General features: G+C 64.4%; 11 protein-coding genes. 9 read left to right on the top strand and 2 right to left on the bottom strand.

All coding sequences use genetic code 11. The features are described from left to right. Positions 1-35 precede the first annotated feature (35 nt). The 4 genes from BPSG_RS04320 to era are packed head-to-tail and all read left to right on the top strand — an operon-like array spanning position 36 to position 4103. Positions 36-1163, top strand: coding sequence for a PhoH family protein (locus BPSG_RS04320; protein WP_026643132.1), 1128 nt, complete (start codon positions 36-38; stop codon positions 1161-1163). Beyond that, positions 1160-1705: an rRNA maturation RNase YbeY gene (gene ybeY, locus BPSG_RS04315; protein WP_026643131.1), complete on the top strand. Its 546-nt coding sequence runs from the start codon at positions 1160-1162 to the stop codon at positions 1703-1705. Before BPSG_RS04320 ends, ybeY begins: the two co-directional genes overlap by 4 nt. Before the next feature lie 12 nt (positions 1706-1717). Continuing rightward, entirely contained in the window at positions 1718-3139 is a 1422-nt protein-coding gene (locus BPSG_RS04310; protein ID WP_033502209.1) for a hemolysin family protein, read from the top strand. Further along, the gene (gene era / locus BPSG_RS04305) at positions 3126-4103 is read left to right on the top strand and encodes a GTPase Era (RefSeq protein ID WP_026643128.1); all 978 of its coding nucleotides are present in this window, start codon (positions 3126-3128) and stop codon (positions 4101-4103) included. Before BPSG_RS04310 ends, era begins: the two co-directional genes overlap by 14 nt. Before the next feature lie 108 nt (positions 4104-4211). Here the strand turns inward: era and BPSG_RS04300 are convergent, their stop codons facing one another. Further along, positions 4212-6266 (bottom strand): AMP-dependent synthetase/ligase, encoded by a 2055-nt coding sequence (locus BPSG_RS04300; protein ID WP_026643127.1) that lies wholly within the window; start codon positions 6264-6266, stop codon positions 4212-4214. 262 nt (positions 6267-6528) lie between these two features. Between BPSG_RS04300 and BPSG_RS04295 the strand changes: the two genes are divergently transcribed. The 3 genes from BPSG_RS04295 to BPSG_RS04285 are packed head-to-tail and all read left to right on the top strand — an operon-like array spanning position 6529 to position 9388. Then, positions 6529-7668 carry an NAD(P) transhydrogenase subunit alpha gene (locus tag BPSG_RS04295; protein ID WP_026643126.1) on the top strand — a complete coding sequence of 380 codons (1140 nt, stop codon included), beginning with the start codon at positions 6529-6531 and terminating at the stop codon, positions 7666-7668. A 2-nt stretch (positions 7669-7670) separates the two neighbouring features. Next, positions 7671-7973 carry an NAD(P) transhydrogenase subunit alpha part 2 gene (locus BPSG_RS04290; RefSeq protein ID WP_022857588.1) on the top strand — a complete coding sequence of 101 codons (303 nt, stop codon included), beginning with the start codon at positions 7671-7673 and terminating at the stop codon, positions 7971-7973. Continuing rightward, positions 7973-9388, top strand: a complete 1416-nt coding sequence (locus tag BPSG_RS04285) for an NAD(P)(+) transhydrogenase (Re/Si-specific) subunit beta (RefSeq protein ID WP_026643125.1) — start codon at positions 7973-7975, stop codon at positions 9386-9388. The genes BPSG_RS04290 and BPSG_RS04285 overlap by 1 nt, the downstream gene beginning before the upstream one ends. Positions 9389-9476: 88 nt before the next feature. Here BPSG_RS04285 and BPSG_RS04280 read toward each other — a convergent pair whose 3' ends face one another. Continuing rightward, a complete protein-coding gene (locus BPSG_RS04280; protein ID WP_051591925.1) occupies positions 9477-10487 on the bottom strand; it encodes an alpha/beta hydrolase in 1011 nt (336 codons plus the stop codon). Between the two features lie 255 nt (positions 10488-10742). Between BPSG_RS04280 and BPSG_RS04275 the strand changes: the two genes are divergently transcribed. Beyond that, entirely contained in the window at positions 10743-11369 is a 627-nt protein-coding gene (locus BPSG_RS04275; RefSeq protein WP_026643123.1) for a 50S ribosomal protein L25/general stress protein Ctc, read from the top strand. Positions 11370-11637: 268 nt separating this feature from the next. Then, the gene (locus BPSG_RS04270; protein WP_026643122.1) at positions 11638-12765 is read left to right on the top strand and encodes a branched-chain amino acid aminotransferase; all 1128 of its coding nucleotides are present in this window, start codon (positions 11638-11640) and stop codon (positions 12763-12765) included. The last annotated feature ends 15 nt before the right edge of the window (positions 12766-12780 follow it).

Raw genomic sequence — 12780 nt, 5'->3', positions numbered from 1 at the left:
TGCAACAATCGAACACACAACATAGAAGAGGTGTGGTGGCAACTACAACCAGAACGGTACGCATTCCCGAACAGCTCGACACCGTGCGGGTCCTGGGACCCAACGACGAGGTCATCCGCGAGCTCGAACATGCGTTCACACACATCACGATGCACATCCGCGGACTGGATGTGACAATCAGGTCCACGTCACGTGCGGGGGAGAGCGAGGCGAGCGAAGCCGAGGACATGTTGCACACGATCATCGACGCGGCCTACCGCGAGCCGATGGATGCGGTGACGGCGCGCCGCATGCTCGACCAGCGTGTGCTGTCGAACACGGTGCGCGACGAGGCCCCTGGCCATGGCGCGGCAACCGACAAGGTGCGCCGGGCGCGCGCCCTGCGCCGCGACGATGCCCGTGACGCGCGCGGCACCTACCGCAAACCGCATACGCCCGGCGTGATCACCTATGCCGCCGGGTATCCGGTGCGTCCCAAGACCTTGGGGCAGGCGGGCTATGTGCAGGCGATCGACGAGCACACCATCACATTCGGCATCGGCCCGGCCGGCACCGGCAAGACCTACTTGGCGGTGGCCAAGGCCGTGCGCGCGTTCCAGGAAGGCCAGGTGCGGCGCATCATCCTGACACGTCCCGCCGTGGAAGCGGGGGAGAACCTCGGGTTCCTGCCCGGTTCGCTCAACGAGAAGGTGGACCCGTATCTGCGCCCCCTGTACGACGCCCTGTCCGACATGTTCGGTCCGGAGCGCATGCGCGCGCTGCTCGACGACGGCACAATCGAAGTGGCGCCGCTCGCCTACATGCGCGGCCGCACGCTCAACGACGCGTATGTGATCCTCGACGAAGCGCAGAACACGACCGCGCAGCAGATGAAGATGTTCTTGACGCGATTGGGATTCAACACGAAGATGGTGGTGACCGGCGACATCACCCAGGTCGACTTGGCCGCGCCCCGGTCGGGACTGGCCACAATCGAACGCGTGCTCCGCGGCATCGACGACATCGCGTTCGTGCATCTGGGCGCCGCGGACGTGGTGCGCCATGCCCTCGTCGGCCGCATCGTCGACGCCTACGATCGTTACGACGCGGCCCGTGCGGCCCGTGCGGCGCAACGCGCGGCCGGGGCGACAGCGCAGCATGAGGGGAAGGACGGCGCGCAATGAGCGTGGAAGTGACCAATGAGACCGAGTGGATCATCGACCCCAAGGTGTTTTCCGACCTAGGGGTATGGGTGCTCGACCAGATGCGCGTGAGCACCCAATCAGATCTGGCGATCATGTTCGTAGATCCAGAGCCGATCGCCACGCTGCACGAACGCTGGATGAACCTGCGGGGCCCCACCGACGTGATGAGCTTCCCGATGGACGAGCTGCGCCCAGGCGACGGCCGCACCGTCGTCGAAGGCGTGCTCGGCGACATCGTGATCTGCCCATGGGTGGCGGCGCAGCAGGCCGCTGCCGCAGGGCACAGCACCATGGAGGAGATGCTGCTGCTCACGATCCACGGCATCCTGCACCTGCTGGGCTACGATCACCGCACGCCGGAGCAGGAACGCCAGATGTTCGGGCTCCAGCGCCAGCTGCTGCTCACGTTCTTCGCGCTCCATCAAGGCAACGCATGGGTGGCGCTCGTACCACAAGACGCCACGGACGCGTTGGCCCTCTACGAGCAACGGTATGGCACCGACCGTCAACTAGGCCACTGATTGGAAGGAACTATGTCAGAGGAACTGCGCATTATCGCAATCGTGGGCATGGCGGTCATCGCGGTGTTGTTCGCATGGCTCTCGCTCATGATGGCCGCGCTCGAAAGCGCGGTCTCGCGCGTCACCCGTGCCAATCTCAACAACCTCATGATTGAGACGCAGACCGACGGTGAACTCACGCCGTTCACGCGCGCCAAGAAGATCAAGCGCATCCACACCGTGCAGCAGCTCATCGTGCACCGGTACCCCACGGCGAGCGCATGCGCGTTCTTCCGCATCTCGAGCAATGTGCTGATCGGCGCGATCGTCGTGTGCATCATGTCGTTGCTGCATTACCCGTTCTGGGCGCAGTTCGTGTCCGGTGTGGGCGCGGCGCTCATCATGGCGGTCGTCTCGGTGCTGATGCGTCCGCGTACGGCAGGCTCGAGCAAACCGCTCGAAATCATGCTCAGGCACGCCACGCTCGCCTCGGTGGCGACGCATCTGACGCCGTTCATCTGCAAACGCGACGCGGACGATCTGCAGCACCACCGCCGTGCCTCCGAACTGTCCGACGACGAGGAGCTGGAGAAGATCCAGCTCGAGCAGGGCAAGGCGGCGATCGACCGGCTCGTGGAGAGCAACCGGTTCGACCCCGAGGTCTCGCAGATGCTGCGCAACGTGCTCATGCTCTCCGATACGCTCACGCGCGAGATCATGGTGCCGCGCACCGACATGATCTGCATCGAACAGGGAGACACGCTTGAATCGTTCCTCAGGCTGTGCTCACGCTCCGGTTTCTCCCGTGTGCCGGTCATCGGCAGCGACATCGACGACCTGCTCGGCGTGGCGTATCTCAAGGACGCCGTGCGCGCGACCGCGTTCAACGCGGATGCGCTCACCCGCGCGATCGAGTCTATCATGCGCAAGCCGATGTATGTGCCGGAATCCAAGCCCGCTGACGACCTGTTCCACGAGATGCAGCAGACGCGCAATCACGTGGCCATCGTCAGCGACGAATACGGCGGCATCGCCGGCATGGTCACGATCGAGGACGCGATCGAGCAGATCGTAGGGGAACTCGACGACGAGCACGACCACGCGCAGCACGCGGAACCCGAACAGATCGGCCCGCGCACATGGAGCATGCCCGCGCGCACGCCGATCACCGAGCTCGAGGAGATCTTCGAGATCGACCTCGATGAAGACGATGTGGACACCGTGTATGGTCTGCTCACCAAACTGCTCGGCCGTGTGCCGATCGTCGGGTCGACCGCCACCACGCGTGGACTGCGTCTGACCGCGGTCGATTCCGTCGGCAGGCGCAAGAAGGTCTCCACGATCGTCGTGGAGCCCATCAGCGTCGAGGGCACTGACGAAACTGGCACTACCGCAACCGAAAACGAACCCGAGACGGGCGACGAAGACAAGGACACCCCGCATGACGAACAATGACCCGCAGGACATCACCGCACGGCCGCCGTACCGCTCAGGATTCGTGGCCGTGGTCGGCCGGCCGAACGTCGGCAAATCCACCCTCATCAACGCGCTGATCGGCACGCAGATTGCCATCGCCTCGTCGCGCCCGGAGACGACGCGCAAGGCGATCCGCGGTGTGCTGACGCTCGACAACGCACAGATGGTGCTCGTCGACACCCCCGGCATCCACCGCCCGCGCACACTGCTCGGCCAGCGCCTCAACGACGTCGTCGACGAGTCGCTCGCCGACAGCGACGAGATTGCGTTCCTGCTGCCCGCCGACCAGGAGATCGGCCCCGGCGACAAGCGCATCCTGAGCCGTCTGCGCTCCCAGTTCGCCACGAAGAACGCCGACGGCGGGTTCACGTGGAAGGTGCCGCTCATCGCGATTGTCACGAAGATCGACGAGCTCAACCGCACCGAACTCATCGACAAGCTCATCGAAGTCAACGAATTCGCGCAGTTCGCGGACATCGTGCCGGTGAGCGCGCTCAAGGACGACAATCTGCGTGAAGTGAGCAACGTGCTCGTCGAGCATTTGCCCGAGGGTCCGCAGATGTATCCGGCGGAGCAGATCAGCGAGGAGCGCCCCGAAGAGACGATCGCCGAGCTCATCCGCGGCGCGTTCCTCGAGGAGCTGCACGACGAACTGCCACATTCGCTCGCCGTCGTCGTCGACGGGATCGAGTACCCGCGCGACAACGAGAGTGGGCAGGCGTATGACGGCAAGGCGCGCGTGCTCGTCTCGATCTATGTGGAGCGTGATTCGCAGAAGCCGATCATCATCGGGCACAAGGCCGAGCATCTCGTGCGCGTCAAGAAGAAGCTGCGCACGGCGGTCAACCGCATCGTCGGCACCAAGGCGCAGCTCGACCTGCACGTCAAGGTCGCCAAGAACTGGCAGTCCGATCCGAAGAAACTCGACCGTCTGGGGTTCTGACATGCGCCCGCACGACGGACACGGCGACTGACTGGGTATATGGAGCGGCCGCCGGTGCAGATGCACCGGCGGCCGCTCCATATACCCAGTCAGTGTACCCGGGATGCGTCAGCTGTTGCGCTGGCCGTCGGGCTTGCGCGACGTGTACATCTGCGTGTTGAGCAGGTCGGCGTACCGCTTGATGACCTTCGGGCGGATGATCTTCATCGACGCGGTCATCAGGCCGTTCTCCTGTGTGAACTCCTCAGGCAGGATGATGAACTTGCGCACGGACTCCGCGCGGGAGACACCCTCATTGGCCTTGTCGACCCACTTCTGGACCTCGGCGCGCACCACGGGGTTCGTGGCGGCCTCGTCCATCGTCATGTCGGCGTTGAGGCCCTTCTTGGTGAGCCATGGGCGCAGCGATTCCTCGTCGAGTGTGATGAGGGCCGAGATGAACGGGCGCTTGTCGCCGAGCACGAGTGCCTGCGAGACGAACGGCGCACGCTGGATGACCTCCTCCATCGGGCCGGGGGAGACGTTCTTGCCGCCGGCGGTGATGATGAGGTCCTTTTTGCGGCCGATGATGTAGAGGAACCCGTCGTCGTCGAGACGCCCCAGATCGCCGGTCGCGTACCAGCCGTCCGGGGTGAACGAGGTCTCGGTGGCCTCCTCGTTCTTGTGGTATCGGGGGAACACGGCCGTGCCCTTGACCTGGATCTCGTTGCCGTCGCCGATGCGCACCTGGAATCCGGGGAAGGGGATGCCCACGGAACCCTGATGGTAGGGCACTCCCAGCGGGTTGAACGCGCACGGCGCCGTGGTCTCGGTCAGGCCGTAGCCCTCATAGACGGGTATGCCGGCACCGCGGAAGAACGCCATGAGGTTCGGGTCGAGCGGTGCGCCGCCGGTCACGATCCACTTGGCGTTGCCGCCGAGCACGTCGCGGATCTGCGAGTAGACGATCGGGTCGAATGCGTTGCGGCGCGCCGTGGCGAAACGGCTGGCCTTGCCGCGCGTGCTCAGCTCCTCCATGTACTTCTGCGCGGCCACCACGGAAGCGGCGAACACACGGCCCTTGGGACCGTTGCCGGCCTTTTGCGAAGCGGCGTTGTACACCTTCTCCAGCACACGTGGCACCACGATCATGATGTGCGGGCGGGCCACCTTGAGGTCGGAGGTGAGCGTCTTGATGCCGTTGGCGATGTAGATGTGGATCTCGCTCGCCACGCAGATGTAGTTGATCGCGCGCGCGAATGAATGCGCCTGCGGCAGGAACAGCAGCACACGGTTCTTCTTGTTATGCAGCAGTTCCGGCATGTAATCGGGCAGGTTGGTGGCGGTCGAGCAGTAATGCGCGTGCGTCATCTCCACGCCCTTCGGCGTCGATGTGGAACCGGAGGTGTACACGATCGAGCACAGGTCGGTCTTCTTGACCGAGTTGATGCGCTTGTCGAGATCCACGTCCTTGACCTGCTTGCCATAGGTCACAAGCTCGTCGAGCGCGCCGTTCTCGAGGCACATGATGTGCTTGAGCGTGGGGCATTCGTCTTTGGCGAGTGCGGCCTTGACGAGCATGTCGCGCGTTTCGACCATCAGCAGCGTGGCGTCGGCGTTGTTGACGATGTTGCGGATCTGCTCGGCGGAATCGGTGTCGTAGACGGTGGCGAGGACGCCGCCGACGGCGAGCACCGCCGCGTCGAACACGTCCCACGCGTACGAGGTGTGGCACATGAACGCCACGCCGTCGCCTTTCTTCAGGCCCAAGTGGAGCAGGCCCTTGGCCACGGCGCGAATGTCCTCAAGCGTCTCCGAGGCGGTCTTCGAGACCCATTCGCCGTTCTCCTTGTAGGTGTAGAGCGGTTCGTCGCCCATGCGCGAGGCGCGGTCCTCGTAGATGCGGTACACATTGAAATCGTCGGGCAGCGGGTCGTTGCCCTGCGTGCTCGCGGTGATGAACGTGGAGTCGGCGTCGATGAACGTCGTCGTCGGGCGGTCCGGCCCCCAGAAATCGACGTGCGGCAGGTCCTCGTAATTGTGGTGCTGCACCTGCTCCTCAGGGTCGACGTAATCGGGTTCGTCGTCTTTGCTGCTGATGGGGTGGCGGAAGTCGCTGCCCAACTGCAACACGCGTTGTGTGACGTCGGAAGCGTGTTCCTTGACTGAAGAGAAAATGGACATATGAACTCCTTACACCCACTGATAAAAGCGTTTTCTACCTGAAGTGTAGCCGTTTTCGCGGGTCGCGTCACCTTACGCTTACGTAGGAACGGGGCATGTTCATACACAGCGTCGAGCGCCACGGCACACATATCACGGCCCCATGATGACCGCCGCGTATTCGAAAGATGGACGCCCAGCGCCGCTAGGGCGGTGTTTCATTACACTGGAACGCTGTATGTTCACCATCCCGCGCAGGGCGGGATGCATAGAAAGGGTTCACATGGCCGAACTACCAGAAGGCACTGTGGTCTTCGGCGTCTTCAATGAGACGTCGGAACACGAGTCGCGCGTCGCGTTGACGCCGGACATCGTGGCACGGTTGCGCAAGTCAGGAGTGACCGCACTCATCGAACACGGTGCAGGCGCGGCTTCCGATTACACGGATGCGGATTATGAGGCGGCGGGCGCACAGGTCACCGACGCCGCCACGATCCTTGGGCAGGCGGACGCGCTCGGGTTCGTCGACCGCCCGTCCGACGACCTGATTGCCCGCATGAAGCCGGGCACATGGGTCATCGGCATGCTCGGGTCGTTCACCGACGCCGACTATGTGGAGCGGCTCGCCAAGGCGGGCCTCACCGCCGTCGCGATCGAACGACTGCCCCGCCAGCTGAGCGCGGCGCAGTCGATGGATGAGATGACCTCGCAGAATTCGGTGATGGGCTACAAGGCGGCGCTCGTGGCCGCCAACGCCTACGGCTCGTTCCTGCCGATGATGACGACCGCCGCCGGCACGATCCGCCCGGCCAAGGTGCTCGTGCTCGGCGCCGGCATCGCCGGCCTGCAGGCCATCGGCACCGCCAAGCGCCTCGGTGCGGTCGTGACCGCGTACGACGTGCGCCCGGCCTCCAAGGACGAGGTCGAGTCGCTCGGCGCCAAGTTCCTCGACCTGGGCCTCGACTTCTCGAAAGGCCAGGGCGAAGGCGGCTACGCGCGCGCGTTGACCGCCGAGGAGCAGGCGCAGCAGCAGGCCGCCGTCGACGAGAAGGCAGCCGGATTCGACATCATCATCACCACCGCCAAGGTTCCTGGCCGCAAGCCGCCGATGCTGCTCACCGCACGCGGTGTCGAGGGGCTGCACCGCGGCGCCGTGATCGTCGATTGCGCGGCAAGCGACCTCGGCGGCAACGTCGAGGGTTCCGAAGTCGGCACACACGTCACCGACGGCGGCGTGACCGTCATCGGCGCACCGTATCTGGCGAGCGAGGTCAGCACGACCGCGTCGAATCTGCTCAGCCGCAACGTGGCCGACATCCTCGTGCATTTCATCAAGGACGGCGCGCTCGTCGTCGATCCGGCTGACGAGATCGACGCCGCCATGGTCGTCGCGGGCGCCGCCACGGCATCGAAGGGAGAGTAACCATGCCTGAGCTCGTAGTTTCCATCACCCTGTTCATCCTTGCGCTGCTCATCGGCATCGAGGTCATCGGCAAGGTCCCGGCCACGCTGCATACGCCGCTCATGTCGGGCGCCAACTCCATCCACGGCATCGTGATCGTCGGTGTGGTCATTGTGGCCGCCGAAGCGAATTCGCCGCTGTCATACGTGTTCATCTTCCTGGCCGCCGTACTGGGCACCATGAACGTCGTGGGCGGCTACGTGGTCACCGACCGCATGCTCGAGATGTTCAAGAGCGACAAGAAAGACAAGGGAGGCAATAAGTAATGACCGCAACACCCATCGATATCGTCGCTTGGTTCGTCTATGTGCTGGCCTCGGTCATGTTCGTCATGGGCCTGCATTACATGAACTCCCCGAAGACCGCGCGCAAGGGCAACTTCATCTCCGCGGCGGGCATGGTCCTCGCCGTGGCCATGGCGTTCATCAAGCTGTTCGTCACAGGCGGCTATAACTGGATCGCCGTCGGCCTGCTCATCGCCGGCATCGCGGTCGGCGCCATCGCCGGCGTCGTCTCCGCGAAGAAGGTCAAGATGACCGACATGCCGCAGCTCGTCTCCGTGTTCAACACGGTGGGCGGTGGCGCGGCGGCCCTCGTCGCGCTCAACGACATTCTGGCCTCCGACCATACGCCGAACCTCGTGGTGCTCATCACCGCCGGCCTCGGCGTCATGATCGGCTCGGTCACCTTCACCGGTTCGCTCATCGCGGCCGGCAAGCTGCAGGGCATCGGCTTCGTCAAGAAGATGCGCCTGCCCGGCAAGAGCGTGTGGAACGTGCTCTTCATCGTGCTCATGCTCGCCTCGTTCGTGATGCTGTGCGTCTTCCCCGAACAGCGCCTGCTGTGGTCGGTCCTGACCACTGTGTTCGCCCTGTGCTATGGCCTCGTGTTCGTCATTCCGATCGGCGGCGCTGACATGCCGGTCGTCATCTCCGTGCTCAACGCGTGCACCGGCACCGCCGTGGCGATGAGCGGCCTGGCGATCGACAACGTCGCGCTCATCGTGGCCGGCGCGCTCGTGGGCGCCGCTGGTGTGACGCTTTCGGTGCTGATGAGCCAGGCCATGAACCGTCCGCTCATGTCGGTGCTCGCCGGCGGTTTCGGCGGTTCGGATGCGTCCACGGGCGCTGCGGACGGCCCTGAAGGCACGATGAAGGAGACCACGGCGGACGACGTGGCCGTGCAGCTCGTGTACGCCGATAAGGTCATCTTCGTGCCCGGCTTCGGTCTCGCCCAGGCGCAGGCCCAGCGTGAGCTCGCCGACCTCGGCGAACTGCTCAAGGAGCATGGTGTCGAGGTCGAATACGCGATCCACCCGGTCGCCGGCCGTATGCCCGGCCACATGAACGTGCTGCTCGCCGAGGCGAACGTGCCGTACGACGAGCTCGTGGACCTCGACGACATCAATCCGCAGTTCCCGAGCGCGAACGTCTCGCTCGTCGTCGGTGCGAACGACGTGACGAACCCGGCGGCGCGCAAGCCCGGCACCCCGGTTTCGGGCATGCCCATCCTTGACGTCGACAAGTCGCAGAATGTCGTCGTGATGAAGCGCGGCCGCGGCCGGGGCTACGCGGGCATCGAGAACGAACTGTATTTCGAAGACAACACGCAGATGCTCTTCGGTGACGCGAAGGCCGGCCTGCAGGCCGTCATCGCGGCCGTCAAGGAACTGCTTGACTGACGAAGGCCGTGCGGACCCATCTGCATGGCGGGTATGGGAAGGCCCCATCCGGATGATCCGGATGGGGCCTTCCCATACCCGGCTGGGTTCAATGCAACGGGAACAGACGGTCAATGAACGAATCGACGGCATTCCAATACAGGTCCGGCGCCACCGCGAATTCCGCGGTGTGTATGGCGCCCGGTACTTCGAGCAGTGTCGCATCGTTGCTGGCGCATGCCTCGTACAGCGTGCGGGCGCACGTGGGGGAGACGATCGTGTCGTCCATACCATGGGTGAACAGCACGGGGATGCGCATATGCCGCACGGCATTGAGCGGGGAAACGTCTGTGAAGCTGAACCCAAGACGCAGCTTGTTCCACAGGCTCGCGCAGGCCACCACGGGTTTGACCGTCCATGCGGGGGCGTGCAGCAACGAGGCCACGGTCATCTCGAGTTGGCTGGCCAGGCTCGCATAGGCGCTGTTCGCGACCGCGGCGACCACATTGGGCGCCAACCGCGGGTCGGCGCATGCCAGCAACACCGTGGCCGCGCCCATGGAATTGCCGTCCAAGAGGATGCGCGCCTGCGGATCATGCGCCACGATGGCGTTCACCCACTGCATCAGGTCACGGTGTTCCATGTATCCCATCGTCACGAACCGGCCTTCGCTGTCGCCATGCCCACGTTGGGCCGGCACGAGCACCGTGAAGCCGCGGCGCGCATAATGGTATGCCCACGGTGCCATCTCCATCGGTTCGCCCGTATATCCGTGCATGCATATGGCGTAGCAATGCGCGGCGGGCCGTGCGGTGTCGGGGTCGAACCGCCAGCCGTGCAGCATCAGTCCGTCATGGGTGCGCAGCGATACGGGCTGGCCTGATTCCCCGAACCACGTGCTCGCCGCCTTGTCGTGGTATTGCGCCAGGGGGGCATGGTGTAACCGGTCATTGCGCTTGTGCGCAAACGTGGAGTTGGGGTACTCGGTGTCGAACACGATCGAACACAGTGCGGCGCCGATGCCGGCGATGGTCCCCACGGCGACCGCGGCGCCCGCACTTGCCGCGATCGCGGCGATGCGGGGTGCACGTGAACGATGGGTCGGGTCTTGTTGTGTCATGGCATGCCTCCAAGCAGTCATTGTAGCGGCTGCGCCACGCAGTGGCGCCGGCGGTATGCGGCTTTGACGTGGGGCGTACTGGGCGGCGCTTGTCGGCGGGGAGGGCTATGGTGAGCAAGTTGCTTTGGCGAGGGAAGCGGCGGCGCGCCGTTTCCGTTATCGACTCGGCGTGAAGGTCCTTCCCGGATGCGTGTGGGGGAACTTTGGCGTGGGGGACGCCGGAGCTGAACACGAACCGTCTAAGGAGAACCGATTATGGCAAACAACACCATCGTGCTTGAAGGCGAACTGCGTACCGAATTCGGCAAGGGCCCGGCCCGCCGCATGCGCGTCGCCAAGGAAATCCCGGCCACCGTGTACGCGGGTGGCGAGCAGCCGGTCTACCTGAAGCTGCCGATGAAGGACACCACGCTGGCCCTGCGCCACACGAACGCGCTCATCACCCTCAAGTTCGGCGACGAAAGCCGCCTGGCTGTCGTCAAGGACGTGCAGCGCAACCCCGTCAAGCGCATCGTCGAGCACGTTGACTTCTACGAGGTCAAGGCCGGCGAGAAGATCGACGTCGAGGTGCCGGTGTTCGTCGACGGCACGCCGAAGGGCGCGGCCATCGCGTTCGTCGACATCCAGGAGCTCAAGGTGCGCGCCGATGTGGCCAACCTGCCCGAGCGCATCGTCGTGGACGTCAACGGCCTGGCCGAAGGCGACAAGGTCTTCCTCAAGGACCTGGTGATGCCGGAGGGCGTGGAGCTCGACATGGACGGCCTCGAGGAGTCCGTCGTGACCGTCGAGGTGCCTGAAGAGGCCCCGGCCGCCGAAACCGGCACCGATGCCAACCCCGCCGATGTTCCGGCCACCGCCGAGAAGGACGACGCGGAAGCCTGATCTCCCATGGCCGTTCCACACAGCGGACGCTGGCGGGGCGACGACCATGACTGATCAAGGGGCGCAGTGCACCCAGTGTGCATTGCGCCCCTTCGCGTATCACTTGGCGGCACGACGGCGCAATCCCGCGGATGGTGTCAGCATGTGAACGCCACCGGCGTATTGGTAAAGGGGTTGTGCAACAGTATTGACCAAGACGGTGCCACAAGCGCTGCACGTACCCCAGAATCATTACTATTTCGCAATCCATTGCAAAGAAGTATGCATTATGACCAATGAATCCCATCATGACCCGGCGTATCTCGACTCACTCGCGGAACGCTTCACCGTGCTGCCCAACGAGAACCCAGCATCGGACGCCAAGCGCGAGGAACTGATTGACAAGCCCGCGTTCGGCCAGATCTTCTCCGACAGCATGGCGCACATGACCTGGACGAAGGGCGAAGGCTGGTCCGACCGCCGCATCGAACCGTATGCGCCGCTCAAGCTCGACCCGGGCGCTTCGGTGCTGCACTATGCGCAGGAATGCTTCGAAGGTCTCAAAGCCTATCGCCATGCCGACGGCTCGACGTGGCTCTTCCGCCCGGACGCGAACGCCGAACGCATGCAGAACTCCGCCAAGCGCCTGTATCTGCCGGAAGTGCCGATCGAGGACTTCCTCGGCTCGTGCGCCGCGCTCGTCGAACGTGATGTCAAGTGGGTGCCGTCCCGCCGTGAATACACGCTGTACCTGCGTCCGTTCCTCTTCGCCTCCGAACCGTTCCTGGGCGTGCGCGCGCCGGAAGAGGTCGACTATTGCGTCATCGCCTCGCCGTCCGGCCCGTACTTCCCGGGTGGCGTGAAGCCGGTGAGCATCTGGGTCGAAGACAAGTGGTTCCGCACCGGCCCCGGTGGCACCGGTTTCGCCAAGTGCGGCGGCAACTACGCCGCTTCGCTGCTCGGCGAATACCGTGGCATCGCCGAAGGCTGCGAGCAGGTGTGCTTCGTGGACGCCGCCACCAAGACGTACCTCGAGGAGCTCGGCGGCATGAACATGATGGCCGTGTACAAGGACGGCCATGTGGAGACCCCGAGCCTGACCGGCAACATCCTGCCGGGTGTCACGCGCCGCTCGATCATCCAACTGCTCGAGGACGGCGGCCACGACGTGGTGGAGACGATGATCGAACTCGCCAAGCTGCTCGACGACATCAAGTCCGGTGAGGTCACCGAGGTGTTCGCATGCGGCACCGCCGCGATTGTGACACCGATCGGCCGCTTCAAGTCCGAGACCTTCGACGTCACGGTGGGCGACGGCGAACCGGGCGAACTGACGATGGCGATCCGCAACCAGCTGCTCGGCATCCAGCTCGGTGAGATCGAGGATCCGCACAACTGGATGTGGAAGGTCTGCTGACCCGCATCCATCTGC

The organism is Bifidobacterium pseudolongum subsp. globosum (assembly GCF_000741295.1).
Taxonomy (GTDB): domain Bacteria; phylum Actinomycetota; class Actinomycetes; order Actinomycetales; family Bifidobacteriaceae; genus Bifidobacterium; species Bifidobacterium globosum.
The sequence above is the reverse complement of the archived record's forward strand: the minus strand, read 5'-3'. Positions and strand labels throughout refer to the sequence as shown.